The sequence below is a fragment of the Salinicola socius genome (assembly GCF_001937195.1).
Lineage (GTDB): Bacteria > Pseudomonadota > Gammaproteobacteria > Pseudomonadales > Halomonadaceae > Salinicola > Salinicola socius.
The window spans coordinates 127,630-153,871 of record NZ_MSDO01000003.1; the positions used below are offsets into that span (position 1 = coordinate 127,630).

27 protein-coding genes are annotated in these 26,242 nt (G+C 62.7%); 21 read left to right on the plus strand and 6 right to left on the minus strand.

The features are described from left to right. The first annotated feature begins 115 nt into the window (after nt 1–115). A complete protein-coding gene (locus BTW07_RS03535; protein WP_075568778.1) occupies nt 116–436 on the plus strand; it encodes an SCP2 sterol-binding domain-containing protein in 321 nt (106 codons plus the stop codon). 9 nt (nt 437–445) lie between these two features. Here the strand turns inward: BTW07_RS03535 and nudC are convergent, their stop codons facing one another. The 4 genes from nudC to BTW07_RS03555 form a co-directional block, all read right to left on the minus strand. Further along, entirely contained in the window at nt 446–1,216 is a 771-nt protein-coding gene (nudC, locus tag BTW07_RS03540) for an NAD(+) diphosphatase (RefSeq protein WP_075568779.1), read from the minus strand. Further along, complete coding sequence (gene dnaQ, locus BTW07_RS03545; protein ID WP_075568780.1) at nt 1,216–1,965, minus strand: DNA polymerase III subunit epsilon; 750 nt, start codon at nt 1,963–1,965, stop codon at nt 1,216–1,218. The genes nudC and dnaQ overlap by 1 nt, the downstream gene beginning before the upstream one ends. Before the next feature lie 74 nt (nt 1,966–2,039). Beyond that, the gene (gene rnhA, locus BTW07_RS03550; RefSeq protein WP_075568781.1) at nt 2,040–2,498 is read right to left on the minus strand and encodes a ribonuclease HI; all 459 of its coding nucleotides are present in this window, start codon (nt 2,496–2,498) and stop codon (nt 2,040–2,042) included. Nucleotides 2,499–2,667: 169 nt separating this feature from the next. Next, nucleotides 2,668–3,585, minus strand: a complete 918-nt coding sequence (locus BTW07_RS03555) for a methyltransferase domain-containing protein (protein WP_083941481.1) — start codon at nt 3,583–3,585, stop codon at nt 2,668–2,670. Nucleotides 3,586–3,761: 176 nt separating this feature from the next. Between BTW07_RS03555 and gloB the strand changes: the two genes are divergently transcribed. From gloB to BTW07_RS03585, 6 genes are all read left to right on the plus strand, one after another. Then, on the plus strand, nt 3,762–4,529 hold the full coding sequence (gene gloB, locus BTW07_RS03560) for a hydroxyacylglutathione hydrolase (protein ID WP_075568783.1): 768 nt from the start codon (nt 3,762–3,764) through the stop codon (nt 4,527–4,529). Nucleotides 4,530–4,605: 76 nt separating this feature from the next. Continuing rightward, on the plus strand, nt 4,606–5,754 hold the full coding sequence (locus BTW07_RS03565) for a transglycosylase SLT domain-containing protein (protein WP_075568784.1): 1,149 nt from the start codon (nt 4,606–4,608) through the stop codon (nt 5,752–5,754). Between the two features lie 155 nt (nt 5,755–5,909). Further along, nucleotides 5,910–7,781: an extracellular solute-binding protein gene (locus tag BTW07_RS03570; protein ID WP_075568785.1), complete on the plus strand. Its 1,872-nt coding sequence runs from the start codon at nt 5,910–5,912 to the stop codon at nt 7,779–7,781. 9 nt (nt 7,782–7,790) lie between these two features. Beyond that, complete coding sequence (locus BTW07_RS03575) at nt 7,791–8,876, plus strand: microcin C ABC transporter permease YejB (protein WP_075568895.1); 1,086 nt, start codon at nt 7,791–7,793, stop codon at nt 8,874–8,876. Continuing rightward, a complete protein-coding gene (locus tag BTW07_RS03580; protein ID WP_075568786.1) occupies nt 8,876–9,991 on the plus strand; it encodes an ABC transporter permease in 1,116 nt (371 codons plus the stop codon). Before BTW07_RS03575 ends, BTW07_RS03580 begins: the two co-directional genes overlap by 1 nt. Then, entirely contained in the window at nt 9,988–11,571 is a 1,584-nt protein-coding gene (locus BTW07_RS03585; protein WP_075568787.1) for an ABC transporter ATP-binding protein, read from the plus strand. The genes BTW07_RS03580 and BTW07_RS03585 overlap by 4 nt, the downstream gene beginning before the upstream one ends. A 90-nt stretch (nt 11,572–11,661) precedes the next feature. Here the strand turns inward: BTW07_RS03585 and BTW07_RS03590 are convergent, their stop codons facing one another. Continuing rightward, nucleotides 11,662–12,363: a pseudouridine synthase gene (locus BTW07_RS03590; RefSeq protein ID WP_075568788.1), complete on the minus strand. Its 702-nt coding sequence runs from the start codon at nt 12,361–12,363 to the stop codon at nt 11,662–11,664. A 201-nt stretch (nt 12,364–12,564) separates the two neighbouring features. Here BTW07_RS03590 and rarD point away from each other — a divergent pair, with 201 nt between their 5' ends. Then, entirely contained in the window at nt 12,565–13,530 is a 966-nt protein-coding gene (gene rarD, locus BTW07_RS03595) for an EamA family transporter RarD (protein ID WP_232823717.1), read from the plus strand. Between the two features lie 74 nt (nt 13,531–13,604). On the opposite strand, the gene fliE is transcribed toward rarD, so the two are convergent. Beyond that, entirely contained in the window at nt 13,605–13,931 is a 327-nt protein-coding gene (gene fliE, locus BTW07_RS03600; RefSeq protein ID WP_075568789.1) for a flagellar hook-basal body complex protein FliE, read from the minus strand. Nucleotides 13,932–14,236: 305 nt separating this feature from the next. Here fliE and fliF point away from each other — a divergent pair, with 305 nt between their 5' ends. From fliF to fliR, 13 genes are all read left to right on the plus strand, one after another. Next, nucleotides 14,237–16,063 (plus strand): flagellar basal-body MS-ring/collar protein FliF, encoded by a 1,827-nt coding sequence (fliF, locus tag BTW07_RS03605; RefSeq protein ID WP_075568790.1) that lies wholly within the window; start codon nt 14,237–14,239, stop codon nt 16,061–16,063. Then, nucleotides 16,060–17,058, plus strand: coding sequence for a flagellar motor switch protein FliG (fliG, locus tag BTW07_RS03610; protein WP_075568791.1), 999 nt, complete (start codon nt 16,060–16,062; stop codon nt 17,056–17,058). The genes fliF and fliG overlap by 4 nt, the downstream gene beginning before the upstream one ends. Beyond that, entirely contained in the window at nt 17,045–17,890 is an 846-nt protein-coding gene (locus BTW07_RS03615; protein WP_075568792.1) for a flagellar assembly protein FliH, read from the plus strand. Before fliG ends, BTW07_RS03615 begins: the two co-directional genes overlap by 14 nt. Next, complete coding sequence (fliI, locus tag BTW07_RS03620) at nt 17,883–19,325, plus strand: flagellar protein export ATPase FliI (protein WP_075568793.1); 1,443 nt, start codon at nt 17,883–17,885, stop codon at nt 19,323–19,325. The genes BTW07_RS03615 and fliI overlap by 8 nt, the downstream gene beginning before the upstream one ends. A gap of 175 nt (nt 19,326–19,500) precedes the next feature. After that, nucleotides 19,501–19,950, plus strand: coding sequence for a flagellar export protein FliJ (gene fliJ / locus BTW07_RS03625; RefSeq protein WP_075568897.1), 450 nt, complete (start codon nt 19,501–19,503; stop codon nt 19,948–19,950). A gap of 117 nt (nt 19,951–20,067) precedes the next feature. Continuing rightward, nucleotides 20,068–21,516 carry a flagellar hook-length control protein FliK gene (locus BTW07_RS03630; RefSeq protein ID WP_075568794.1) on the plus strand — a complete coding sequence of 483 codons (1,449 nt, stop codon included), beginning with the start codon at nt 20,068–20,070 and terminating at the stop codon, nt 21,514–21,516. A 216-nt stretch (nt 21,517–21,732) separates the two neighbouring features. Further along, a complete protein-coding gene (gene fliL, locus BTW07_RS03635) occupies nt 21,733–22,203 on the plus strand; it encodes a flagellar basal body-associated protein FliL (RefSeq protein WP_110641896.1) in 471 nt (156 codons plus the stop codon). An 18-nt stretch (nt 22,204–22,221) separates the two neighbouring features. Further along, entirely contained in the window at nt 22,222–23,229 is a 1,008-nt protein-coding gene (gene fliM, locus BTW07_RS03640) for a flagellar motor switch protein FliM (RefSeq protein WP_075568796.1), read from the plus strand. After that, a complete protein-coding gene (gene fliN, locus BTW07_RS03645; protein ID WP_075568797.1) occupies nt 23,222–23,755 on the plus strand; it encodes a flagellar motor switch protein FliN in 534 nt (177 codons plus the stop codon). Before fliM ends, fliN begins: the two co-directional genes overlap by 8 nt. After that, nucleotides 23,752–24,240, plus strand: coding sequence for a flagellar biosynthetic protein FliO (gene fliO, locus BTW07_RS03650; protein ID WP_075568798.1), 489 nt, complete (start codon nt 23,752–23,754; stop codon nt 24,238–24,240). Before fliN ends, fliO begins: the two co-directional genes overlap by 4 nt. A gap of 17 nt (nt 24,241–24,257) precedes the next feature. Continuing rightward, nucleotides 24,258–25,049: a flagellar type III secretion system pore protein FliP gene (fliP, locus tag BTW07_RS03655; RefSeq protein ID WP_425272018.1), complete on the plus strand. Its 792-nt coding sequence runs from the start codon at nt 24,258–24,260 to the stop codon at nt 25,047–25,049. Nucleotides 25,050–25,108: 59 nt separating this feature from the next. Then, entirely contained in the window at nt 25,109–25,378 is a 270-nt protein-coding gene (gene fliQ, locus BTW07_RS03660) for a flagellar biosynthesis protein FliQ (protein WP_075568799.1), read from the plus strand. Between the two features lie 16 nt (nt 25,379–25,394). After that, the gene (fliR, locus tag BTW07_RS03665; RefSeq protein WP_075568800.1) at nt 25,395–26,186 is read left to right on the plus strand and encodes a flagellar biosynthetic protein FliR; all 792 of its coding nucleotides are present in this window, start codon (nt 25,395–25,397) and stop codon (nt 26,184–26,186) included. The last annotated feature ends 56 nt before the right edge of the window (nt 26,187–26,242 follow it).

Consider the following 26,242-nt stretch of genomic DNA (forward strand, 5'->3'; position numbering starts at 1 on the left):
GGAGAGTGTGTCGCGCTCTGCGCGCGTCGGAATGAACCAAAACCCCCGCCTTTGCCCCTTGCATGGGGATAGCGGCAATGATTTGCTTGGCGTTTCTGTCACGGGAGACATCATCATGGATGACGATCAACTCATCGCCAAACTCCGCGCCCGATTCGATGCCGAGGCCGCCGAGAACGTTTCGGCCATTTATCAATTCGATCTCGACGATGTCGAGGACTATCACATGACTATCGATCATGGCTCGCTCGACATCCAGCCGGGCCGTCACCCGGATCCCAGCGTCACCATTTCCAGCGACACCACGACGCTGATGGCCCTGGTGAAGAAAGAGCTCAACGCGATGCAGGCACTGCTGACAGGTAAAGTGAAGGTCAAGGGAGATATCGGGCTTGCCAGTCGGCTCCCCAAACTCTTCTCCAGATCCTCTCCGTGACCCATACGCTCAGCGGATCGCAACCGCGCCACGATGAGTCTCGATCAATTGCCGCGAAATCGAGTAGGCCGGGGGTAGTTGGGGCATTTTTTCCGGTGTGAACCACGCGGCATCGACGATCTCCTCGCCATCGATGCGGATTCGCCGACTAGCCGCTTCAGCGAAGAAGCCCATCATCAGCGAATGCGGGAAAGGCCAGGACTGACTCTTGAAGAAGCTGACCCGCCCCACGTCGACACCGACCTCCTCCATGACTTCCCGCCGGACCGCCGCCTCCACGGCCTCTCCGGGTTCGATGAATCCGGCCAGCGTGGAGTAGCGCTGCGGCGGAAATCGCGGGCTGCGTGCCAGCAGCATATCCCGGCCATGGGTCACGAGGGTGATGATACATGGCGAAATGCGCGGATAGTTTCGCAGTCCGCAGTTGTCGCAATGCATGGCGAACTCGTGCGATAGCCGCTTCGCGGCGTGGCCACAGCGTCCGCAAAAACGATGGTCCCGTTGCCAGTGCGTTACCTGGAGAGCCGTCGCCAGCAGTTCGCTTTGCGCGGCGGATAGCTGCGCCAACCAGTCGCGAAAGGCGGGCCACTCTTCGCCATCCTCCTCGACCACGACGGCGACCGGCTCACCCTGCCAATACCCCAGGCGCAGTGCTTGCCCGGGCCACCGCTCCCGGTAGACGAGCATGTCATCGGTCTCCCCCGGCGCCACGCCGCTTGCGTTCATACGTAGCAACCAGCCACCGACGACGTCCATCGGCGGTATTTCGCGCTGTAGCATCAGTGCTGGGTCCCCGGCGTTTTCAGCGTGTCCCAATGGCATTGGCCTGCCGACTGTCTGATCTGTTCGAGACGCTGCTGATGGGCCTCCCACTCGGCATCGCTGGGCTTGAGCACCGTCAGCGGCAGGCCGGTTCGCTCGATCCGGCGCAACCCGCTGGCTCCGCCCGATTCGCGGCTGTCGCCAGTATCACTGCCGGCCAGCGACAATGCGGTCTGCCCGCCGGTCATGGCGAGATAGACTTCCGCCAGGATTTCCGAGTCCAGCAGCGCCCCGTGGAGCACGCGCTGGCCATTATCGATGTCGTAGCGCTTGCACAGCGCGTCCAGGCTATTGCGCTGCCCCGGGTGCATTTTCCGCGCCATTTTCAGCGTATCCAGTACGCTGCAGTGCTCGGCTACCGGTCCCAGCACGGGCTCGCCCCGCGCTGCCTTCAGCAGCTTGAATTCGTGATCGAAGAAGCCGACATCGAACGGGGCATTGTGAATGACTAGCTGCGCGCCGCGCATGAACTCCCAGAGCCCATCGGCGATTTCGGCGAAAACCGGCTCGTTGGCAACCCGTTCGTTGGTGATACCGTGGATCCCGATGGCTTCCGCCTCGATGTCCCGCTCCGGGTTGACGTACTGATGGTAAGTGCGCCCGGTGAAGCGGCGATTGACCAGTTCAATACCGCCGATCTCGATGATGCGATGGCCTTCTCGCGGGTCGATACCGGTGGTTTCCGTATCCATGACGATTTGGCGCATACGTTATCCTCGCTTGTGCCTGGCGACAGTCGTTTGTGTTGCTGACGAGGCGGGGCTCGCCCTCGATGATCGAGTCACTGCGCCGACGACCGCCGTTTGGCGATGACTTCATCGATCGCCTCGTTGACCAGGCGATCGGCGGCCTCGTTCCCCTCATGGCCGCTATGCCCCTTGACCCAATGCCACTCGACGATGTGGCGCTCGGTTTCGGCAAGCAGCTCTCGCCACAGTTCCGCATTCTTGACCGGCTGCTTGGCGGCCGTCTTCCAGCCGCGCTTCTGCCAGCCATGTATCCATTCGGTGATGCCCTTGCGGACGTACTGAGAGTCGGTCCACAGCGACACCCGGCAGGCGCGATCCAGCGCGCGCAGCGCCTGAATCGCGGCCATCAGTTCCATGCGGTTGTTGGTGGTTTCAACCTCGCCGCCTTTCAACGGCTTTTCATGTCGGCCGGAGACCAGTAGTGCGCCCCATCCGCCGGGGCCGGGGTTGCCGCGGCAACCGCCATCGGTATAGATGGTCACGGCGGGCATCGTCGACGATTCGGAATTCGGAGCTGGCAAGACGTTAACTCTCTTCGATGTAAATGGCCTGAGCTTTCAAGCGGGATTGGTTTCACAGCGAACCTGGGTTTGCAGCGGACACTGATTGTCAGACCGCGCTTGATACCGGCCGGTTTACGGCATCAGGCGGATATCAACTTCAGGCAATCGACCGAGGAGATCGGGCGCGCGCAACGGAGCGACGTTCGCCGTGGTCCGGCTCTGTCGCAGGCCGCGACTCACCTTTCAGCGTATCGACCGAGATTGCCGAGTCTTCGACCGCCACTAGGCCGACAGCGCTGACCGGTCTGCGATTCGACTCGTCCCGACCGCGATGGCTGGCCGGCGCGGTCTCCTTTGCCAGTCCCAGCCAGGCGCCGGACTTGTTACCACCGAGAACCGGATCGCGCAACTTGATGGGCTGAACGGGGATGCTGCGTCGACGCGCCACCAGCAGGTAGGCCGAGGCCAGCGGCACGTTGTAGCGACGTCCCAGCGTCTCCAGGCGATCGCTGCCCATCTCGCGGCCCGGCAGCCGGAAGCCGCAGTAGTCTACCCGCTCGATCTCGAAGTCGACAAACGCCAGCCAGTCGCGCAGCCGACCGGGCGTTCGCCACGGATGCCGCCAGGGCATCGGTCGTTCGCGTCGGCGAACGCCAGCCGGTCCGAAAGGATGCCAACCGAACACCAGCAGACGGCCATCGGGGCGTGTCACGCGAACGGCTTCCTGCAGCACATGGTGTGGTCGATCCACGGCTTCCAGTAGATGATGCAGCAGTACCAGGTCGACGCTGTCGTCGGCGAGGGGAAGGCTGTCAGGCAGACAGACCAGACTGTTGCGGGTGCGAGCGAGCTCCTCGGAGGGTGCCCAGTCCAGCGCATGGCGGATCGGACACATATCGCTCATCAGCGGCGCCATGCCCAGTTGCAGACTCAGGATGCCGCGGTGCTGTTCGCAGTGCGGGCCCAGGCACGCACGCTCCGCCCGCCACAGCGCCACTCCGGGTGATGACTCCCAGAACTGGCGACCCTCGCGGACAGCTGCCTGCAGGGTTGGATCGGGTGGCGAGATTGACACGGACGGCTTTACTCCCCAAGGTTAGCGCTTTTTTACAGTGGTTCGACTCTGACGGTCAGTGGTTCGATTCTGAACCCGCGGCGAAAAGGCGGCCCCTTGCGGGAACCCGCGCGCGCCACATCGGTCAGACCGACATCCGAACCCTGACGTTCGAACCTGCCGGAGAAGGATGCCACATGTTGACGGTGAAACCGATTCCCGCGTTCCAGGACAACTATATATGGCTGCTGCAACAGGACAACCAGGACCGCGTTGTTGTCGTCGATCCCGGTGACGCCAAGCCCGTCATTGCCTGGCTGGAACAGCAAGATCTGACGCTCGATACCATTCTCGTCACCCATCACCATCAGGATCATACGGGCGGTCTGCGCGAACTGATCGAACGCTATTCCCCTGAGGTCTACGGCCCCGCCAATGACGCCATTCCCGGTATTCGCCATCACGTCGGCGAGGGCGATGAATGTCGCGTTCTGGGGCGTCACTTCGAAGTCCATGCCGTTCCCGGCCATACCCTCGATCATATCGCCTTCTACGCTCCCGGCACACCGGGACTGCTGTTCGCCGGTGACACGCTCTTCTCTGGCGGCTGTGGCCGGCTGTTCGAAGGGACTCCCGCGCAGATGCGCGAGTCGCTGACAAAACTCGACGCCCTGCCGGACGACACGCTGGTATTCGCCGCGCACGAATATACGCTGGCCAACCTTGCCTTCGCCGCGGCGGCCGAGCCCGACAACGCCGCTCGCGATGCCTATCGCGCCGAATGCCAGACGGCACGCGATCTGGATCGGCCGACGCTACCGACCACGCTGGGACGCGAGCGCCAGATCAATCCGTTCCTGCGCATCGACGAACCCAGTCTGCTGACAACTTTACGTCAGCAGGGACCTGCCGATAACAGTCTGGAGGCTTTCACCACGCTACGTGCGTGGAAAGATCGCTTCTAACATCATGGCGAGAGACGACGTGACTCGCTGCCGGCCCGCACGCCACTCCGGCAGCGCCATCAAGGATTTACGACGCATGAATTCCCGATCGAAGTGCTGCCATGTCTTTGTGGGCATTGCCGGCGGCCTTCTACTTTCCGCCCTTCCCGTGACCGCCACGGCGGCGGATGCCGTGGGCAGCGCTCCACAACGTACGTTCTGGTCATCACTGGCGCTCCAGGAGCGGCACGCCCCCGACGCCTGGACTCGTCTGCGTCAAGGGCTGCGACTCTCTCACGAGACGGACAATCCACGCGTTGCCAAGTGGCTGGAGTGGTATCGCGAGCATCCCCGACACGTCGAGCGAGTGGCGGCCCAGGCAAAACCCTGGCTGCGCTGGGTCACTCTGCAGCTGGAATCTCACCATCTGCCCAGCGAGATCGCGCTGCTGCCGTTCATCGAGAGCGGCTACGATCCGACGGCCACCAACCCCGGAGGCGCGGCGGGTCTCTGGCAATTCATGCCCGGCACCGGCGATGCCATGGGTCTCTCGCGCACGGCCTGGTACGACGGCCGCCACGATGTCGTTGCCGCCACTAAAGCCGCCATGGACTATATCCGACAGCAGGCCGATCGCTGGTATGACGGCGATCTGCTGTTGGGGCTGGCCGCATACAACGCAGGCGCCGGCACAGTGAACGCCGCCCGGAACGCCGCAGCCAATCGCGGCGATCCGATCGATTACTGGCATCTACGCCTGCCTGCCGAGACCATGGCCTACATTCCGCGTCTGCTGGCACTATCGGAAGTGATTGCAAAGCCGGAACAGTATGGCGTGGTGCTGCCCTCGATTCCCGACAAGACCCAGTTTGCCCAGGTCGCGACCGACGGCCCGCTGACGCTATCGCTGGCGGCCAATCTCGCAGGTGTCGATCCGCAGACGCTGCGCAAGCTGAATCCGGGCTTCAAACGGGCGTCGACTCGTCCTCGCGACGATGCCACCATCCTGGTGCCGGTGGCGGCGAAGCAGCGGTTCCTCGCCAATCTGGCGACGCTACCCGCCACCGAGCGCACGGTGCTCAATCGCTATGTCGTCCGAAAAGGGGATACCCTGTCGGCGATCGCCGCACGCTTTGGCGCCAGCGTCGGCGAGATCCGTCGCGAAAACGGTATCCACGGCAGCAAGATCCGCATCGGACAAACGCTGGCCGTCCCGGCCACGGCGCTGGCACAGAACGCGCAGTAGATATCGCTTTGATGTCGCGACGATTGCCAGTAAAACGGGTTCCATTGCGGAGATTCCCGGTGCTGCGATGATGGCCGATGTGCTGGTTACCGCTACTGCGTTCCACACTTTTCAGCGTCCACACTGGCGCCCGTACCCAGAGAAGGATGTCGACGATGGCTGGATTCCGATGGCTCGTGGCCGCTGCCACGCTGGCGCTGGCCATCCCGCTGTCTGCCTCTGCCAACGCCCCGCAGCACAATGCCGGGGAGGCGGGAGATAGGAAAGTCGACCGCGTGGCGACCGTGCATGCCATCGCGCTCTATGACGATCCGGCGCTCCCCGCCAACTTCGATCATCTGCCCTACGCCAATCCTGCCGCCCCCAAAGGCGGTACGTTGCGTCGCGCTGCCAACGGTAGCTTCGACTCCACCAACCCGTTCATCATCCAGGGGACGCCCGCCGACGGTCTCAACCAGATCTACGATACGCTGATGGAAGCCAGCGCCGATGAGCCTTTCACCATGTACGGGCTGCTGGCTGGCGGCATCCGACTCGATCCCGATCGTCACTGGATGGAAGTCGATATCCGACCGGAAGCGCGTTTCCACGACGGCACGCCGGTCACCGCAAAAGATGTCGTATTCAGCTTTCGCCTGCTGCGAGACAAGGGATCGCCCTTCTATCGCGCCTATTACGCCAGCGTCGAATCGGTCTCGGCTCTCGGCGAGCGCACCGTGCGGTTCGTGTTCTCCAACAATCAATCGCGGGAACTCCCGCTGATCCTGGGTCAATTGCCGGTATTGCCGGAACACTACTGGCGAAACCGGGACTTCACCAAGCCGACGCTCGACAAGCTCATGGGTTCCGGCCCCTACGAAATCGCCGAGGTCGATCCCGGCCGACGCATCGTCTATCGCCGGGTCGATGATTACTGGGGCCGAGATCTGCCGCTCAATCGCGGACGCTACAACATCGACCGGCTGGTCTACGACTACTTCCGCGATCAGTCGGTGGCATTGGAGGCATTCCTTGCCGGCGCGCTGGACATGCGCGTCGAAAGCAGTGCCAAGAACTGGGCCACGGCCTACGACACGCCGGCCGTCGACGACGGAGCGATCCAGCAGGTGATCGTCCCCGACGGTCAGCCAGCGGGGATGCAGGGCTACGTGTTCAACACCCGTCGCGACAAGCTGTCGGATCCCAAGGTTCGCCGCGCGCTCGGCCTGGTATTCGACTTCGACTGGATCAACCAGCACCTGTTCTACGGCGCCTATCAACGTACCGAGAGTTTCTTCCAGAACTCGGAGATGGCTGCGCAAGGTCTGCCCGGTAAAGAAGAGCTGAAGCTGCTCTCGCCCTACCGCGACCGACTACCGGCCGCCGTATTCGACCAGCAGCTTCCCATACCGCACCCGCAAGCCCTGCGTCCGAGACTGCGCGAGGCACTGAATCTGCTGCGCGAGGCCGGTTACGACGTGCGGGACGGGACGTTGGTGAATCTCGAGACCGGCCAGCCGTTCACCCTGGAATTCCTGCTCTACGACAGTCAGTGGGAACGCATCACCCAGCCGTTCGCGCGCAATCTCGAGCGGCTCGGCATCCAGAGCAAGATTCGCGTGGTCGACGTCAACCAGTACCTCGATCGCCTCCGCCGATTCCAGTTCGACATGATCGTCGGCAGCTATCCTCAGTCGGCCAACCCTGGCAACGAGCAGCGGGACTTCTGGACCAGCGAGTACGCCGACGTGCCGCAGAGCCGCAACCTGGCGGGCGTCAACGATCCCGTCGTCGACGCCCTGGTCGACGACTTGATCCAGGCCGACAGCCGGAGCACGCTGGACACGGCCTCCCGAGCCCTCGATCGGGTGCTGCGCTGGGGCTTCTACGTCGTCCCGCAGTGGAATTTCGACGGAACTCGTGTCGCCGTCTGGGACAAGTTCGGCTACCCTCGCCCATTCCCGAGCTATACGCCCGACTTCACGGTGTGGTGGGTCGATGCCGATCGGGCCCGGGCGATCACCGCGCGCCAGCGCGGCCAGGAGTGATTGACGATCATGGCCAGCTATATCGTTCGCCGTCTGTTGCTGATGATCCCGACCCTGTTGGGCATCCTGCTGCTCAACTTCATCATCGTGCAGGCCGCACCCGGCGGCCCGATCGATCAGATGATGGCCCGCTTCGAGGGGCTGAACAGCAATGCCAGCACCGGTCTGGAAAGTGGCGGTGGTGACGGCAATAGCGGTGGCAACACAGGCGGCAGCTCGCAGCGTTTCAGCGGCGCCAACGAAGAGCTGCGCCAGGCGCTGACCGAGGAGTACGGCTTCGACAGGCCAGCCTGGGAACGTTTCGGGCTGATGCTCAAGGACTACGCCACGTTCGATCTGGGCGACAGTCTGTTCCGCGGCCAGCCGGTCATCGATCTGGTACTGGATCGGCTGCCGGTGTCGATCTCGCTGGGGCTGTGGACCACGCTGCTGGTCTATCTCATTTCGATTCCGCTGGGCATTCGCAAGGCGCTACGCCATGGCAGCGCTTTCGACGTCTGGTCGTCGGGCGCGGTGGTGATCGGCTACGCGATTCCCGGCTTCCTGTTCGCCATCCTGCTGATCGTGGTGTTCGCCGGCGGCAGCTACTGGAACTGGTTCCCGCTGCGCGGGCTGACGTCGTCCAACTTCAACGAACTGTCGCTGCTCGGCAAGATCCAGGACTATTTCTGGCATATCACGCTGCCGGTCCTCGCCTCGGCCATCGGCAGTTTCGCCACGTTGACCATGCTCACCAAGAACAGTTTCCTCGACGAAATCCACAAGCAGTACGTGCTGACGGCAAGAGCCAAGGGCGCCTCGGAACGCCGCGTGCTGTACGGCCACGTCTTCCGCAACGCCATGCTGATCATCATCGCCGGAATGCCGGCGGCGCTGATCGGCATCCTGTTCACCGGCTCGCTGCTGATCGAGGTGATCTTCTCCCTCAACGGCCTGGGTCTGCTGGGATTCGAGGCCGTGATGCAGCGCGACTATCCACTGATCTTCGGCACGCTCTATCTCTACACGCTGATCGGGTTGGTACTCAAGCTGGTCTCGGATCTGACCTACGTCTGGGTCGACCCTCGCATCGATTTCGGCACCCGGGAGTCCTGATGACATCGAGCCACCGTAGGCGATTGTCGCCAATCACTCAGCGCCGTCTCGAGGTCTTCCGCGCCAATCGTCGCGCCGTCTGGTCGCTGTGGATCTTCGGCCTGCTGTTCATCGTCAGCCTGGGTGCCGAGCTGGTCGCCAACGACAAGCCGATCGTGATGCAGTACGACGGCCACTGGTACGTGCCGCTGCTGGTGGACTATCCCGAGACCGAATTCGACGGTTTCCTGCCAACGACGACGGACTATCGCGATCCCGTGGTTTTCGAGCAGATCGCCAGCAACGGCTGGATGCTGTGGCCACCGGTGCCGTTTTCCTACCAGACGCTCGATCGCGACGTGCGCGGCCCGGTGCCCTCGCCGCCCGGCAGCCGCCACTGGCTGGGAACCGATGATCAGGGCCGTGACGTGTTTGCCCGCGTCCTCTACGGTTTTCGACTGTCGGTGGCCTTCGCCCTCGCGCTCACCATCGGCTCGATTTTTCTGGGCGTCGTGATCGGCGGCGTGCAGGGTTATTTCGGCGGCAAGATCGACCTGATCGGCCAACGTCTGATCGAGATCTGGTCAGGATTGCCGGTGCTGTTCCTGCTGATCATTCTCGCCAGCCTGGTCGAGCCCAACATCTGGTGGCTGCTGGGCATCATGCTGCTGTTTTCCTGGCTGGGCCTGGTGGACATCGTTCGTGCGGAATTTCTGCGCGCCCGCAATCTGGAATATGTCAGAGCCGCTCGCGCCATGGGCCTGCCCTCGCGCCTGATCATGCGTCGGCACGTACTGCCCAATGCGATGGTCGCGACGCTGACGTTCATCCCGTTTCTCTTCACCGGCGCGATCACCACCCTGACCGCACTGGACTTTCTAGGGTTCGGGCTGCCGCCGGGTTCGCCGTCATTGGGCGAGCTGGTCGCCCAGGGCAAGAACAATCTTCAGGCGCCGTGGCTCGGGGTGACTGCGTTCCTCACCCTGAGCGTGATGTTGTCGCTGCTGGTATTCATCGGGGAAGGTCTGCGTGATGCTTTCGATCCGCGCCACATTCCCACTTCGACTCAGATCAAGCGCGCCGGGAGTCCAACTGGGCGCCCATCCGATAGCCCGCGCCAGGAAAGCCTGCCATGAGCGACAAGCGACTGTTCGAACTGCGTCAGCTGACTATCCGCTTCGGTGCCCACACGGCGGTCAATTCACTGGATCTGCATGTCGATCGCGGAGAGACGGTGGCCATGGTCGGGGAATCCGGGTCGGGCAAGTCGGTCAGCGCGTTGGGAGCGCTGGGCTTGCTGCCGGCAGGCACCGAAATCCAGGGCGAGCGGCGTTTCGACGGGCGTGATCTCGATACGCTCTCGGCTCGCCAATGGAACGCGCTACGCGGCGGTGAGATCGGCTTCATCTTCCAGGAGCCGATGACGTCGCTCAACCCGTTGCACAGCGTTGGCAAACAGTTGGGGGAAACCCTGCGTCTGCATCAAGGGCTCCGAGGCGAAGCCGCCAAACGCCGCATTAGAGAGCTACTGGCTCAGGTCAAGCTGCCCAGAGTCGATGAACTGATGTCGTCCTGGCCCCATCAGCTCTCCGGCGGACAGCGCCAGCGGGTGATGATCGCGATGGCGATCGCCAACGATCCACAATTGCTGATCGCCGATGAACCCACCACGGCGCTGGATGTGACGGTTCAGCGGGACATTCTGGCACTTCTGGGCGATCTGCGTGATCGCTACGCCATGGGCCTGCTGCTGATCAGCCACGATCTCAATCTGGTGCGTCGTCATGCCGACCGCGTCGTCGTCATGCGTCATGGCGAACATGTGGAGTCCGGCCCCACACCGACCGTCTTCGACTCGCCGCAGGCGACCTATACCCGTCAGCTGATCGATGCCGTACCCGACGGACGGCCCGTTCCGCTGCAAGATGACGCCAAGCCACTGCTGAAGGCAAACCAGCTCAGCGTCACCTTCCCTCGGCCCAAGCCCTTCCTGCGCCCCCGGCCGCCCGCCTTCGTCGCGGTCGAACCGCTGTCGTTGCAACTGCGTCAGGGAGAGACGCTAGGCGTGGTGGGTGAATCCGGCTCCGGCAAGACCACCCTGGCATCGGCGCTGATTCGGCTGCTGCCGGCCAGCGGCGAGATCCATTTCGCCGACCAACGTCTCGACTTACTGAGCGGCGATGCGCTGAGACGACAGCGGCGCGGCTTCCAGATTGTGTTTCAGGATCCCTACGGTTCGCTGTCACCGCGAATGCCGGTGGCCGATATCATCAGCGAGGGCCTGCGCTTCCACCATCCCGAGCTCGAGGAAGCGGCCGTGGCCGAGCGTATTGCCGAAGCGCTCCGGGACGTCGACCTGCCGCCGGATTGCGGCCGCCGCTACCCGCATGAATTCTCCGGTGGCCAGCGCCAGCGCATCGCCATCGCACGCGCCCTGATTCTCAAGCCGAGACTGCTGGTGCTCGACGAACCCACGTCGGCACTCGATCGCACGGTGCAGAAACAGTTGATCGAGCTGCTGCGCAACGTTCAGACCAGGCACGGCCTCAGCTACCTGTTCATCAGTCACGATCTGGCCGTCGTTCGAGCGATGGCGCACCGGATGCTGGTGTTGAAAGATGGCAAGGTCGTCGAACAGGGAGAGTGTGAAGCGCTGCTGGAAGCGCCTCGATCGCCTTATACCCAAGCATTGATCGAGGCTTCTGCGCTCTCGTGACAATCAAGAAGGTGTCTTTGTTCGATATCATAAGATAACGGTATAAATTTTTCCCCACCCAACTTCTTTCAGACGCCTATCTTCTACGGCTCAGAACGCGGCGATCTCTTCCGGGCGCAGATAGCGGCACTCGCCGGGCTCGAGATCCGGATCGAGTTCCAGCGGACCAATGGCCTCGCGATGCAATGCCTCGACCGTATGCCCCACTGCCGTCAGCATGCGCCGAACCAGATGGTAGCGACCTTCGGTCACGCCGATCAGCACTTCGGTGTCGTTCACGGCTTCGAAAGTGGCAGGCCGGGTCGGTCTTTCGTCGCCGTTGAGCTCGACGCCCTCGTCGAACTGCCGTGCGATTCGCTCGGCTTCGCCTTCCTCCAGGGGTTCACCCAACGTCGCGCGGTAGCGCTTAACGCAGGCGCGGTTCGGTGACGTCACCCGGTGCGTCCACTTGCCATCGTCGCTGATCAGCAGCAGCCCCGACGTGTCGAGATCCAACCGCCCTACTGGATGTACCCGTTCGATCTGCGGGATATCGATCAGGCTCAGCACGGAGGGATGGTGTGTCGGGCGCAGAGAACACTCGACACCTACCGGCTTGTGCATCATCAGATATCGCCAGCCGACACGCTCCAGCGTGTCGCCCTGCCATCGCACCACCTGGTCATCGGAGACCTGATAGGAGGCGTCTCGCGTCACTTCGCCATCGACGCTGACCTCGAGCTGGCGCAGCGCGCGTTTGGCCTGGCTACGAGTGAGTTCCGTGGCCTCGCTAAGAAATCGATCCAACCGCATTGTCAGTCATCCCAGTAAAAAGTGTCGGCATCTTGCCACGCCAGGAACGGGTCGCGAAATGTCTTTAGTGAATCAGGAACACGGTAACCGGATCGACGAACGCCACGCCCTCGAAGCCGAGAACCATTGACATGTCGGCCACAGGCGGCCACCGCCTGTGGGTCATGATAGATTACGGACTAAAGACACGGAGCGTCGATCATGCCAAATCCGGTAATGGATGAGTCGCAACCCCAGGCGGGCGGAACGGAAACCGCGACATCGCGGACTCTCGCTGACGACGCGCGTCGAGGCGTCGTGTTCGGACTCGCCGCTTACACTCTATGGGGCTGCTTTCCGCTGTTCTTTTCTCTCTTCGATGGCGTACCGGCCTTCGAGGTGCTGATCCAGCGAATCCTGTGGTCCTGTGCCTTCCTGGCGGTCGTTGTGACGTTGATGGGACGCTGGTCTGCCCTGCGCCGAAGTTTCTCCGAGCCTCGCGAGCTGGCCCAAAAGCTAGCCTGGAGTCTGGGTTGCGCGCTGCTCATCGCGCTGAACTGGGGGCTTTACATCTACGCGGTGGAAACCCATCACGTACTCGAGGCGAGTCTCGGCTATTTCATGACCCCACTGGTCAACGTCGCCCTGGGCATGCTCGTTCTGCGCGAGCGACTTGGCCGCTGGCAGCTGGTGGCCATCGGCCTGGCGCTGATGGCAGTACTGTTGCAACTCGTCCTGCTCGGCAAGCTACCCTGGATCAGCCTGGTGCTGGCACTGACATTCGGAACTTACGGCCTGCTGCGCAAGCGCGTCTCTCTGGATGCCCTGTCGAGCCTGCTGGTGGAAACGAGTCTACTGCTGCCACTGAGTCTGGCGGCGCTGATCTGGCTGTCATGGCACGGCCAATCCCACTTCGGCGACACCGCGCGGACCACCGCGCTGATGATCGTCAGCGGTATCGTCACCACGCTGCCCCTGCTCGCTTTCGCCGGCGCTGCACGACGACTGACACTCTCCACCGTCGGCTTTCTGATGTATCTCAACCCGACTCTGCAGTTTCTGCTGGCGCTGTGGGTCTTTGGCGAGTCAATCTCCTGGCCTCAGCTTGCGACGTTCGTGCTGATCTGGATCGGGCTGGGCTTCTACTCGGTGGACACCTGGCGTCAGCATCGCAAGCTCGCACTCTGAAGCACGAACAAAGCCCGGCGGTTGTGGACAACGGCCGGGCATCGGTACAGCACGAGCGGAATCGCCGAGCGGCGTTAGACCTGCAGCCCCATGATCTCCTTGTATGAGGTCACCAGACGATTGCGCACCTGGACCCCCATATCGAAGGCCACGCTGGCCTTCTGCATGTCGACCATAACGTCGTTCAACGCCACGTTGGGGTCGCCTGCCTGAAAGGACATTGCCTGCTGGTTGGCGGACTGCTGCATCTGATTGATGCGCCCGAGCGATGCCTGCAACTCACCAGCGAAACTACCGCTGGTCTCGGCAAGCGGAGACTGCGAGCCCGCGCTCTGTCCGCCGGCCTGGGCCGACAGAGCCTGCATCTGCTGAAGCACCGCTTGAATGGCTGGAGCACTCATGAAGATTTTCCTGTGTGACGGCGCCGGTGCGGGAGGCGACAGGACCGTCGGTGGATTCGACGCTCGCAGCCTATCAACAGCAAGCCAACCACTATCGCGGTAAATGCGCCTGAAAACAGCGGCTTTTCCCACCTTCACCGTTAACAGACCGACACATAATGGCTGCCATCAAACTAACGCCCCGCCCAGGACCGCATCGGAACGACTCTCCGAGCGTGCCAGGAGACGGATGAGCAGACGCGTTGCAGGGAGCAGATTACTGCTATGTTGTCGAGTCGCACCACGTGCCATGATCGGAGCCCGACATGAGCACGGCCACGTCGTCCAACGACACTCAGAGTTCAACCACATCCTCCGCCCGGAATCCGAATCGGCAAGCCGCTTCGGAGGCGACCGCTGGCGGCCGCGACTGGTTGAGCAAGCTGCAGAAAAATCCACGCGTTCCCTTGATCATCGCCGGCGCGGCAGCCGTGGCGATCGTGATGGCGCTGTTGCTGTGGGCCCGCAGCCCCGAATATCGCGTCCTCTACTCCACGCTCACGGACGCCGACGGGGGGCGCATCATCACCCAGCTCGACACCATGGGCGTCCCCTATGAGTTCAGCGAGGGCGGACAGGCCCTGCTCGTTCCCGCCGATCAGGTCCGCCCGATTCGCCTCAAGCTAGCCGAGCAAGGGCTTCCCGAAGCCAGCGGCGTCGGCTTCGAACTGATGGACGATCAGGCATTCGGCATCAGCCAGTTCGCCGAGCAGGTCAACTACCAGCGTGCACTGGAGGGGGAGTTGGCACGCACCATCGGCACGCTGGGCAGCGTTGCTCGCGCCCGGGTGCATCTCGCCATGGCCAAGCCATCTGTCTTCGTTCGCGAGAGTGAACCCGCCACCGCCTCCGTGGTTCTCGACCTGCAGCCGGGCCGCGTGTTGGGCGAAGGCCAGGTCAATGCCATCGTCCACATGGTCTCCAGCAGCGTGCCCCAACTGGCCGTCGATGACGTCACCGTCATCGATCAGAATGGCGATCTGCTGAGTCGTTCCAATCGCAACGCCAGTCAACTCGATGGCAGCCAGCTCGATTACGTCAGCAATCTCGAGGACCAGTACGCCGAACGCATCGAAGCGATTCTGGCGCCCATCGTCGGCGCGAGAAACGTGCGGGCTCAGGTCACCGCGCAGATCGACTTCTCTCAACGCGAACAGACCGCGGAGCGATACGGCCCCAATCAGTCGCCCAACGAGGCCGCGGTGCGCAGCCAGCAGAGCAGTTCGTCGTTCCAGAGCAATAGCGACCTCGCCATGGGCGTACCGGGCGCAATGAGCAATCAGCCGCCGGGCGTTGCAGCGTCGCCGATCAATGCGCCGGGCACCCAGGCCCAGGACGATAACAACGACGATCAGGCCGATGGGGAAAATGCCGACACCGAAGGCGACGCGACCCAAACCGAAACCGATGCCAATACCGGCCAGGTACGCCGCGACAGCACCACCAATTATGAAGTGGATCGCACCGTCGAACACATCAAGCAGCATAGTGGCGATATCGAACGCCTCTCCGCCGCCATCGTCGTCAATTATCGCGACGGGGTGGATGACGAAGGAAATCCGACCCGCGTGGCCCTGAGCGATACGGAAATGGAGCAGATTCGCGGCCTGGTGCGTCAGGCCATGGGCTTCTCGGAGGCACGTGGCGATGCGCTCGAAGTCGTCAACAGCCCGTTCCAGCTCAACGCTCCCGACTTCGAGATTCAGCCGTGGTGGCAAACGCCGGAAGCCTGGAGTCTCGCCAAGAGCTTGCTGAAGTATCTGGTCGTTGCTCTGGTTGCCCTGTTCCTGTGGTTCAAGGTAGTGAAGCCGCTGCTGCGCCGTCAGACACCGGAACCCGTACCGGCCCCGGCAGCGTCACCGATGCCCGCGAGCGGCGCGGCGGCCACCGCCGGCGCCGCAAGCTATCAGACGGTCAGTGACAGTGGCGTCGACGACAGCGGTAGCCGCGCCGGCAGCGCCGCCAAAGCCCGCGAGCGGAATCGTCGTGGCGCCTCGAATTACGAGCAGGATCTCAAGGACGTTCGCGAAATCGCCCAGGAAGATCCCCGCCTGGTCGCCATGGTCGTCAGAACCTGGATGGACAAATCATGACGGTGGAAATGACCGGCGCCCGACGCGGTGCCATTCTGTTGCTCTCGCTGGACGAAGACAGCGCCGCGGAAGTCTTCAAGTACCTGTCCAGTCGTGAAGTGCAGGACATCAGTCAGGAAATGGCCAAACTGGGCCAGGTCTCTCACGAAGAGATGGCCGCGGTGCTGCGTGACTTCCACAACGAAGCCGAGCAGTTCACCGCCATCAACCTGCATTCCAACGATCACATCCGCGCGGTCCTGACCAAGGCCCTGGGCAGCGAACGCGCCAGCAGCCTGATCGAAGACATTCTCGAGACCAGCAACACCGCATCGGGGATCGACTCGCTGAACCTGATGGAAGCCTCGATGGTTGCCGAACTGATCCGCGATGAGCATCCGCAGATCATTGCCACGATCATGGTCCATCTGGAGCGCTCCCAGGCCGCCGACATTCTCGAGCTGTTCGACGAGAAGCTGCGTGACGACGTCATGCTTCGCATCGCCACCTTCAGTGGCGTTCAGCCGGCGGCATTGCAGGAACTGACGGAAGTGCTCACCTCCATGCTGGACGGCACCAACCTCAAGCGGAGCAAGATGGGCGGTGTCAGAACCGCGGCCGAAATTCTCAACCTGATGAACTCGGCTCAGGAGGAGCAGGTCATCGACGTGGTCCGCGCCCACAGCGAGGACCTCGCCCAGCGCATCATCGACGAGATGTTCCTGTTCGAGAATCTGCTGGATATCGACGATCGCGGCATCCAGATGATCCTGCGCGAAGTCGAGACCAATTCGCTGGTGATCGCGCTGCGCGGCGCCGAAGATGCACTGATCGACAAGTTCACTCGCAACATGTCCCAGCGTGCGGCTCAGCTGATGCGCGAGGACATGGAAAATCGCGGTCCGGTTCGTCTGTCTCAGGTCGAGAACGAACAGAAGTCGATTCTGGGGGTCGTGCGGCGTCTGGCGGATTCCGGCGAGATCGCCTTGAGTGGTGGCGACGATGGCTACGTCTGATCGCCACCCGCACGCCACGCCCGGACCCGGCGATGAATGGCATCGCTGGCAGATGGAGGATCTCGGACGCGGCCCCGCGTCCGAGAAGCCAGGCCCCAATGGCGACGCCGAGCATCGCCGCCGGCAGCACGACGCCGAGGAAAAGGCACGCCGCACCATCGCCGAGAAGGCGCAGCGTCAGGGCATGGAAAGCGGCTATCGCGAAGGCCACGAGCAAGGCTATCAGGCAGGCTATCGTGAGGGGCTTGCCGCGGCCGATGCGGCCGCCGAGCTGGAATTTCACAAGCGCCTGGAACTGACGCTGGTTCCGCTTGCCGAACTCGCCGAGCATTTTCGCCAGGCGATGACGACGCTCGATACCGAGATTGCCGATCAACTGGTCGAGCTGGCTTTGATTGCCGGCCGCCAACTGGCTGGCGAGTCTCTGGCCGCCAATCCCGAGCATATTCTTTCCGTCGTGCACGAGCTGCTGGATGCCGACACCACGCTGAATGGCAAGCCTCGCCTGTGGCTGCACCCGGACGATCTCGAACTGGTCACGGGCTCCATGGGCGAGCGACTCATGGCCAGCGGCTGGGAGTGCCAGCCCGATACATCGCTTGAGCGCGGAGGCTGTCGCGTCACCAGTGCCGGCGGCGGGCTCGATGCCAGCTTGAGCACCCAGTGGAAGGCGATTCTCGACCAGCGGCGTCAGCGCAAGATGATGCCGTCCGCCTCACCGGAGAGTCAGGAGACTCACGAATCCGGGCCTGACAATGCCGCCCGAGCCGGTTCCCGGTCGGCAGACGCCGGCCCGGATAGCGCGGACGACGGGAACCCGAGCGATGAGTGAGCCCGGCGATACCTCAGTGATTTCGGACATCTCCGCGCATCACCAACGCTGGCGACTGGCGCTGGGCAAGGTCACACACCGCGTCGAGTCGCTCTCCCACTACCGCCATGAGGGCCGCGTGACTCGTGCCACCGGGCTGGTGCTGGAAGCCGTCGGCATTCGTCTTCCTCTGGGCAGCGCCTGTCTGATCGAACTCTCTTCCGGCAGCGGACGCGACGACGAACGCTACGCCGAGGCGGAAGTGGTGGGGTTTTCCGGAGACAAGCTGTTCCTGATGCCGCTGGCTGACACCAGCGGTTTGTTGCCGGGCGCCCGCGTGCTGGCCCTCAGCGGCAATCGCCTGGACATCGCCAGCGCCAGGCGGTTTCCTCTGGGCGACGGGCTGCTTGGCCGCGTCGTCGATGGTAACGGCCGGCCGCTCGACGATCACGGTCCGCTGGAACATGCCCCGCACGCCCCGCTTGACACTCCGCCGATCAACCCGCTGGCTCGTGCCCCCATCGACACCACCATCGATGTGGGCATTCGGGCGATCAACGGTCTGTTGACCGTCGGGCGAGGCCAGCGCATGGGCCTTTTCGCCGGGTCCGGCGTGGGCAAGAGTGTGCTGCTGGGGATGATGGCGCGATTCACCGACGCCGACGTCATCGTCGTCGGCCTGATCGGCGAGCGTGGCCGCGAGGTTCAGGACTTCATCGAGAACATTCTGGGCGAGGAAGGTCTGGCGCGCGCCGTGGTCGTTGCCGCGCCGGCCGACACCTCTCCACTGCAACGCATGCAGGGCGCCTCGTACGCGACGCGGCTGGCGGAAGATTTCCGCGATCAGGGACGCGACGTGCTGCTGATCATGGATTCACTGACCCGCTACGCCATGGCTGCCCGCGAAATCGCGCTGGCCATTGGTGAACCGCCCGCGACCAAGGGCTATCCACCCTCGGTCTTCGCCAAACTGCCGGCACTGGTGGAGCGCGCCGGTAACGGCAAGCGCGGCGGCGGTTCGATCACCGCCTTCTATACCGTACTGACGGAAGGCGACGACCAGCAGGATCCCATCGCCGATTCTGCTCGCGCCATTCTCGATGGCCACATCGTGCTCTCCCGGCAGCTGGCGGAGAGCGGTCACTATCCCGCCATCGACATCGAAGCCTCCATCAGTCGGGCGATGCCGGCGGTGGTCGACACCAGACGTCTGCGTCAGGCCCAGGGATTCAAGCAGATGATATCCCGCTATCAACGCAACCGTGATCTGATCAACGTCGGAGCTTATATCAGCGGTCAAGACCCCCAACTGGATCGCGCAGTCGCGCTCTATCCGCGGCTCGAAACGTTCCTGCAACAGCGCATGGACGAGATCGCCAAACTGGAGCATACCCGGGCCGAGCTCGATCGACTCATCCCCATCGACGACACATCCCCATCGACGACCAAGCCCTGATCGCCTCTGCAGGCGTCTTTCATCGAACGCCGATCCACCATGTACGACACGAGAATAGTGGCATTTTTGATCGTTTATCGAACCTTCGAGCCGATGCCGGGCCGGTCACAATGGCAAGCGGCGAATGGTTTCATTGGGTATCGATAGACGGAAAGGAGGTAACGCTTTGGCCAACATGCAAGCCATGCAGATGCTTCGGGACCTGGCGCAGCGCAGCAGCGACAAGGCCGTCGAAAATCTGGGTCAACTGCAACGTCAGCAGCAGGATGCCGAGAGCCAGCTGGGGCAGTTGCAGCGCTATCGCGACGAGTACCAGCGCAAGCTCCACGACAGCCTGACCCAAGGTGTCTCATCGAGCCAATGGCGCGACTATCAGCAGTTCATCGGTTCGCTGGACAAGGCGATCGAACAGCAGCAACGTCGACTCGGTGAGCATCAGACCCGGGTCGAAAGCGGCAAGCAGCACTGGCAAGGCGAACGTCGCAAGCTCAACGCCTACGAAACGCTGCACACGCGAAGAATGCGTGAAGCGGATCGGCATCAGGCCCGCCACGAGCAACGCCACAGTGACGAGATGGCCGCGCAGTTACGTCGCCGTCAGCACGAGTCCGGGCATCATCACTGAAGCACGATTCATGATCCTGAGCACTGACGTGAAGCCCGTTCGATGCCCTGATTCACGGCACCGAGCCAAAACACCGATTCAACGTTCTACCCGACAACGCAACTGGCGGCCCTGCCCATGGAACTCTCCTCCCTGACCGGCGTGACCTCATCCTCGACGCGTGGCGCCGAGACCAGAAATGGCGAGTCCCGAGACACGGCCAACGCCCCCTTCGCCGACGTCATGCAGCGAGCCGCAGTAGCGGAAAAACCTCAGCGATCCGAGGCGCGCGGTGAAAGCTCGGCATCTCGGACCGCGGGCGCGCAGGAAACCCGCGAGCCGACACCAGCCGGTGTCGCGGCGGAGCAGACGGCACCGAATTCACGCCAGTCGGATTCTGAAATCGAGCCAGGTCGCGACCCGGGCCCGGACACCGAGGCAGATACGGACACCAGCCGTATTCTGCAGGCACTCGAGCAAGGTGACATGTCGGGGCTGCACGCGGTGCTGGCGAGTCTTTCGGGGAAAACCGGGTCGAAAGACACCGACAGCGCGAGCCTCTCGAGCGGGCAGGATAGCCGGGGCGCAGCAGAATCGCTCGACGCGACCGATCTCGCCTCCCTCTTTGCCACGCTTTCGCTGACGGTGAATGCTCAGCCCGCGACCGGTAGCGAAACCGCCGGGACGAATGGTGCCGCTACGCTGGCGACCGGCTCCCCTGCCCTGCAGCAGGTGGCATTGACGCTCACCGAGGGCGCCCGAAACGCTGCCGCGATGGTCACCGGGGAACTGCCGGATGATGCAGACCATCCCGGCGCCTCGAGTCACGCCAGGACGACTTCGACTTCCGGGCAGGCCGGAGTCGGTGGCCTGCTCTCGGCGATCGACGTCACCCGCGGCGGCAACCCGGGCTCGGGTCAGGGGCTAGCGACGGCCAATGGCCAAGGACTCCCCCTGGGTGACGCTGGCGCGGTGCTGACCGGTGCCCTGGCGGACCCCTTGGCAGCCAACGGCAACGGTGGCGATCCTGACAACAGCGCTTTTTCCAACTCTCGTTTCGATCCCGGCTCCCTGGCAAATCTGACGTCGTCACCGTCGAACACGACGGGATTGTCGTCGTCGGCGGCCCAGGCAACGACCGGTACCCTCACCACCCCGGTGCAGTCACCCCAGTGGCCGGCCTCCTTCGGCCAGCAGATACTGCAGATGCATCAACGCGGTGATCAGCAAATGTCGCTGCGTCTCCACCCGCAGGAACTGGGCCCTATCAGCGTCTCGCTGACGGTGCAGGACCAGCAGGCGCAGCTCCAGATCCTGTCGGCCCACGCCCCGGTTCGCGCCGCGGTCGAAGCGGCCATTCCTCAGCTCCGTCAGGCGCTCGCGGATAGCGGTATCGCGCTGGGCGAAGCGATGGTCGGTGACCAGGGGCAGTTCCAGCAAGGTCAGTCACCGAACGACGAGCAGCCACGCCAGGCCCCCAACGTCTCCGGCCAGCTGCTTGCCACGTCGGGCGTGGACTCAGGCGATAACACCATGCTGCGCCAGGTCGCCATGTCCGGTAACGGCAACATCAACCTTTACGCCTAGACGTCGCTGCCGATAACACGGATAGCGGCGACCTTGGGTCTGCCGCCATACCCGTCATGCGACGCCGGTCGCGATCGGCTCGCATGGGTCTACCCTCCCGTATGCATGAAAGCGGAAGTTGGCAGACCGGAAGGCGTCTTTTCCGTCGATCGCAACACCCCCTGGCACCGCATACTCCGCTGCAACTTTCAGAGATGATCCGTAATGGCAGAAGCAATGGCCGCACCTCGTAAAAAACGACCCATGCTACTGGTGGGACTCCTCCTCGTGCTGCTGGCAGTTGCCAGTTCGGTCGCCGTGTACTTTTTCCTCGATGCTCGCGACGACACCGAAGCTGGCGCTACGGTCGACCAGGCCCCGAGCGAACCGCCGATACCGATCTTCGTCACCATCCAGCCATTCACCGTCAACTTGCAGAGTGACTACGGTGACCGTCTGCTTTACGTCGGGCTGTCGCTACGTGTCAGCGATGACGCAACCAGCGCATTTCTGACCCAGCACATGCCGGAGGTCCGCAGCCGTCTGCTGATGCTTTTGTCCGGCAAGAGTGCGCAGGAGCTGATCAAACCCGAGGGCAAGGTTCAGTTGAAACAGCAGATCCTCGGGCTGTTCGACGAGCCGATCACGACGCCACAGCCGACGTTATCCATCGATGACGTGCTGTTCTCCGATTTCATCGTGCAGTAAGCGGACGCCAGGCCAACCATGTCCCAAGACGATCTACTGTCGCAAGAAGAGATCGACGCCCTTCTCAACGGCGTCAGCGGCGATGACGACAAGCCAGCCGACGACACCCAGGGTGACCGTCGCACACGACCGTTCGATCCGGCCAACCAGCATCGGGTCATTCGCGAGCGTCTGCAGTCACTGGATATCATCAACGAGCGCTTCGCGCGCCTCTTCCGGGTGGCCTTGTTCAACTTGATCCGGCGCAGCGCGGATATCACGGTCTCCGGCGTGCGTTATCAGAGCTACAGCGAGTTCGCGCGCAACCTGCCGGTCCCCACCAACCTCAATCTGATCAGTCTCAAGCCGCTCAAGGGTACCGCGCTGCTGGTGTTTCCGCCGGGTCTGGTCTTCATGGTGGTGGACAATCTATTCGGTGGTGACGGCAGATTCCTGACCAAATCCGACGGTCGCGAGTTCACCGCCACCGAGCAGCGCATCATCCAGCGCCTGATGTCATTGGCCCTGGAAGGTTACAGCGACGCCTGGAAGTCGATCTATCCGCTGGAGATCGACTACATGCGCTCGGAGATGCAGGTCCGTTTCGCCAATATCACCAATTCGCCGAACGAGATCGTCGTCAACAGCACGTTTCATCTCGAGGTCGGCAATCTGGCCAGCGACTTCAACATCTGCATTCCGTTTTCCATGATCGAACCGATCCGGGACATCCTGTCCAGCCCGATCGGTGCGCTCGATAGCGACGATACCCAGTGGGAATCGCGTATGGCAGGCGAGATCAAGCAGACCCAGGTCGAACTGATCGCCGATTTTGCCGAAATCTCTTCGACCATCGGCGACGTGCTGTCGCTGGAGGTCGGAGACGTTCTCCCCATCGATCTGCCCAGAGCCATCGACGTGCGTGTCGATGGTGTCCCGGTCATGGCCTGCGAATACGGGACCCGACAAGGTCAACGCGCGCTACGGGTAAAGCATCTTATTGACCATGGTACGTACACCGCCATGAAGGACTTCGACAATGAGTGATGATCAGAAGCCGGGATCCCAGAAGGGATCTTCCGAGCATACCGCTAACAGCCAAGAAGACGCTGAGGACCTGTGGGCGGCGGCCATGGCGGAACAGGGCGTCGAGCCCGAGGCCGATGAATCCGGCGCCGACGAGCCTGCGACTGCAAGCGAGCCCGTGGCGGATACCCGACCTACCGCCACGGCGAACTCCGGTGAGTCCCGCGCGGCCGAGATGGGGGTGTTCCAGTCCTTCGATCAGGGCAGCGGCAACGCACGCCAGTCTCGGGATCTGGGAGTCGTCATGGACATCCCGGTCAAGCTATCGGTCGAACTGGGCAGAACACGCATCACCATCAAACAGCTACTCGAACTGGCCCAGGGCTCGGTCGTCGAGCTGGATGGTCTGGCCGGCGAGCCGATGGATATTCTGATCAACGGCTATCTCATCGCGCAGGGCGAAGTCGTCGTGGTGGAAGACAAGTACGGCATTCGGATCACCGAAATCATCACGCCGTCCGAGCGTGTTCAGAAACTGAACCGATGAACGACGAACCGCTACGGCAGGTGACCCAGACGGCCGGTGCCGGCAGCGACAGCATCGGTCTCCTGATGATGGGCAAGACCGCCGTGTCACTGCTGATCGTGGTGGCGATCATTCTGGGCTGCGCCTGGCTGCTGAAGCGTCTCGGCCCCAATCGACGCGCGGGTACGCAGCATCTGCGTGTCGTCGCCAGCACCCCGGTTGGCCAGCGTGAGCGCGTGGTCATCGTCGAGGTCGACGATCGCTGGCTGGTACTGGGGGTCGGCGGCGGCCAGGTCACCAAGCTGGAAAGCATGGCGCCACCGCCCGCCCCGCCTGCAGCGCCGGATTCTTCACCGCTGACCGGCTCTTTCGCCAGTCGCCTGGGGCAGGCACTCAAGCAGAATGCCGGGGGCTCACGTGATCGCGGCGTTCGGAACCCGCTCGGACGCCGCGCCTCGCAACCCGGGAACGTCGATTCCCGCGACGATGACGGGGCCGATTCGTAGTGGCTATGGCAGCGATGATGACAGCGTCGAGGACCGTGCTTCGATCAGCGACTCGACACAAATCGCGTGGCGTCCTGATCGCGCTGTTGGCCCTTGTGACTTTGATGGTCAGCCAGTGGGCCAGCGCTCAGGCGCTTTCCGGCATCGTCAGCGAACCGATGCCCGATGGCGGGCAGCGCTGGTCGTTGAGTCTGCAGACCCTGCTGTTCCTGTCCTCACTCGCCTTTCTGCCGGCGATGCTGCTGATGATGACCTGCTTTACCCGGATCATCATCGTGCTGGGCTTGCTGCGCACCGCCATGAGCACGCCTTCCGCCCCACCCACCCAGGTTCTACTCGGGCTCGCTCTTTTCCTGACATTCTTTGTCATGTCGCCGGTGCTCGACCGGGTCTATGACGAAGCCTGGCAACCGTTCTCGGCCGAACAAATTTCCATGGAAGAAGCTCTGGATCGGGGTAGCCAGCCCTTCCGCGAGTTCATGTTCGCCCAGACCCGGCAAGCCGATCTGGCAATGTTTGCCCGCATCGCCGATATCGGCGAGATGCAGGGACCGGAAGATGTGCCGATGCGGATACTGGTGCCGGCTTATGTCACCAGCGAACTGAAGACGGCTTTCCAGATCGGCTTCACGATCTTCATCCCGTTTCTGATCATCGACCTGGTCGTTGCCAGCGTATTGATGGCACTAGGGATGATGATGGTGCCGCCGGCGACGATCTCGCTGCCGTTCAAGCTGATGCTGTTCGTGCTGGTCGACGGCTGGCAGCTGCTGATCGGCTCGCTGACGCAGAGTTTCTATCTCTCATGAATCGCGCAGGCATGCGCGGCATCCTCGGCCGCAGCCCTGCAGCCGCCCGGAGGTGAGCAATGTCTCCCGAAATGGTAATGAGCCTGGCCTATCAGGGCATGAAAGTGACCCTGATGATGGCCGCCCCGCTGCTGTTGACCGCGTTGCTGATCGGGCTGCTGGTCAGCCTGTTCCAGGCTGCGACCCAGATCAACGAAATGACGCTGTCGTTCATTCCCAAGATCCTGGGCGTCTTCGCCATGTTGATCGTGTCCGGCGCCTGGATGATCCAGTTGTTGGTCAATTTCACCCGCGAGCTGCTGCAGAACATCCCGCAAATGGTGAGTTGAGGCGTCAACGCCCCCGATGATCGACATCACCTCCGCCCAGTGGCTGGGTTGGCTGCAACTGTTCTTCTGGCCGACGGTCCGCATTCTCGCCTTCTTCATGGCCTCGCCGCTATGGAGCCTGCCCAGCGTGCCGACGCCAGTGAAGGCATTGTTCGGCGCCGGCATCGCGATTGCCATCGCGCCCGCGTTACCGCCAATGCCGGCGATTCCGCTGTTCTCTCTGGAAAGCTTCGGCCTCATGCTGCAACAGATCCTGATTGGCGTCGCCATGGGGATGGTGCTGCGGATCATGATTGCGGTGGTACAGACCGCAGGTGAGTTCATCAGCATGCAGATGGGCCTGGCATTCGCGACTTTTTATCAACCGGATGCCGGGACCAACACCATGGTGATTTCGCGCATGCTGGAACTGCTGACGCTGCTGATGTTCCTGGCGTTGGACGGTCACCTGATCACGATCGAGATTCTGGCCTGGACCTTCGAGGTGCTGCCGATCGGTTCGACCTCGATCGACGCCAGTTTTGCCGAAACGCTGGCTCGCTGGGGCGGCACGATCTTCTCCTCCGGGCTGCTGATGGCGATTCCCGTCATTACCGCACTGCTGCTGATCAATCTCTCGCTGGGCATACTCAACCGTGCGTCACCGCAGCTCTCGATCTTCTCGGTGGGCTTTCCAATGACGCTGACGGCGGGCCTGGTCATGATGACCGTCTTGATTCCGGACATGGGCGGTTTCTGGAACGATCTCTTCAGTCAGCAGCTGCGTTTCATGCAAGGCATGATCGAGCAGATGGCCGGGCCGCCTTGAGCCGATGGCCCCACACGATGTCGATCCGATAGAGAACCGGCAGATAGAGAACCGAC

Excerpts from the sequence above, each read along its gene's own strand:
- rarD (WP_232823717.1), top strand. The coding sequence starts at position 12,565 with ATGCCAAATCCGGTAATGGATGAGTCGCAACCCCAGGCGGGCGGAACG.
- BTW07_RS03615 (WP_075568792.1), top strand. The coding sequence starts at position 17,045 with ATGGCTACGTCTGATCGCCACCCGCACGCCACGCCCGGACCCGGCGAT.
- BTW07_RS03565 (WP_075568784.1), top strand. The coding sequence starts at position 4,606 with ATGAATTCCCGATCGAAGTGCTGCCATGTCTTTGTGGGCATTGCCGGC.
- fliE (WP_075568789.1), bottom strand. The coding sequence starts at position 13,931 with ATGAGTGCTCCAGCCATTCAAGCGGTGCTTCAGCAGATGCAGGCTCTG.
- fliI (WP_075568793.1), top strand. The coding sequence starts at position 17,883 with ATGAGTGAGCCCGGCGATACCTCAGTGATTTCGGACATCTCCGCGCAT.
- fliP (WP_425272018.1), top strand. The coding sequence starts at position 24,258 with ATGACAGCGTCGAGGACCGTGCTTCGATCAGCGACTCGACACAAATCG.
- fliQ (WP_075568799.1), top strand. The coding sequence starts at position 25,109 with ATGTCTCCCGAAATGGTAATGAGCCTGGCCTATCAGGGCATGAAAGTG.
- rnhA (WP_075568781.1), bottom strand. The coding sequence starts at position 2,498 with ATGCCCGCCGTGACCATCTATACCGATGGCGGTTGCCGCGGCAACCCC.
- fliF (WP_075568790.1), top strand. The coding sequence starts at position 14,237 with ATGAGCACGGCCACGTCGTCCAACGACACTCAGAGTTCAACCACATCC.
- fliJ (WP_075568897.1), top strand. The coding sequence starts at position 19,501 with ATGCAAGCCATGCAGATGCTTCGGGACCTGGCGCAGCGCAGCAGCGAC.
- BTW07_RS03575 (WP_075568895.1), top strand. The coding sequence starts at position 7,791 with ATGGCCAGCTATATCGTTCGCCGTCTGTTGCTGATGATCCCGACCCTG.
- dnaQ (WP_075568780.1), bottom strand. The coding sequence starts at position 1,965 with ATGCGCCAAATCGTCATGGATACGGAAACCACCGGTATCGACCCGCGA.
- fliM (WP_075568796.1), top strand. The coding sequence starts at position 22,222 with ATGTCCCAAGACGATCTACTGTCGCAAGAAGAGATCGACGCCCTTCTC.
- BTW07_RS03535 (WP_075568778.1), top strand. The coding sequence starts at position 116 with ATGGATGACGATCAACTCATCGCCAAACTCCGCGCCCGATTCGATGCC.
- BTW07_RS03580 (WP_075568786.1), top strand. The coding sequence starts at position 8,876 with ATGACATCGAGCCACCGTAGGCGATTGTCGCCAATCACTCAGCGCCGT.
- BTW07_RS03570 (WP_075568785.1), top strand. The coding sequence starts at position 5,910 with ATGGCTGGATTCCGATGGCTCGTGGCCGCTGCCACGCTGGCGCTGGCC.
- BTW07_RS03590 (WP_075568788.1), bottom strand. The coding sequence starts at position 12,363 with ATGCGGTTGGATCGATTTCTTAGCGAGGCCACGGAACTCACTCGTAGC.
- fliL (WP_110641896.1), top strand. The coding sequence starts at position 21,733 with ATGGCCGCACCTCGTAAAAAACGACCCATGCTACTGGTGGGACTCCTC.
- gloB (WP_075568783.1), top strand. The coding sequence starts at position 3,762 with ATGTTGACGGTGAAACCGATTCCCGCGTTCCAGGACAACTATATATGG.
- fliG (WP_075568791.1), top strand. The coding sequence starts at position 16,060 with ATGACGGTGGAAATGACCGGCGCCCGACGCGGTGCCATTCTGTTGCTC.
- fliO (WP_075568798.1), top strand. The coding sequence starts at position 23,752 with ATGAACGACGAACCGCTACGGCAGGTGACCCAGACGGCCGGTGCCGGC.
- nudC (WP_075568779.1), bottom strand. The coding sequence starts at position 1,216 with ATGCTACAGCGCGAAATACCGCCGATGGACGTCGTCGGTGGCTGGTTG.
- fliN (WP_075568797.1), top strand. The coding sequence starts at position 23,222 with ATGAGTGATGATCAGAAGCCGGGATCCCAGAAGGGATCTTCCGAGCAT.
- BTW07_RS03630 (WP_075568794.1), top strand. The coding sequence starts at position 20,068 with ATGGAACTCTCCTCCCTGACCGGCGTGACCTCATCCTCGACGCGTGGC.
- BTW07_RS03585 (WP_075568787.1), top strand. The coding sequence starts at position 9,988 with ATGAGCGACAAGCGACTGTTCGAACTGCGTCAGCTGACTATCCGCTTC.
- fliR (WP_075568800.1), top strand. The coding sequence starts at position 25,395 with ATGATCGACATCACCTCCGCCCAGTGGCTGGGTTGGCTGCAACTGTTC.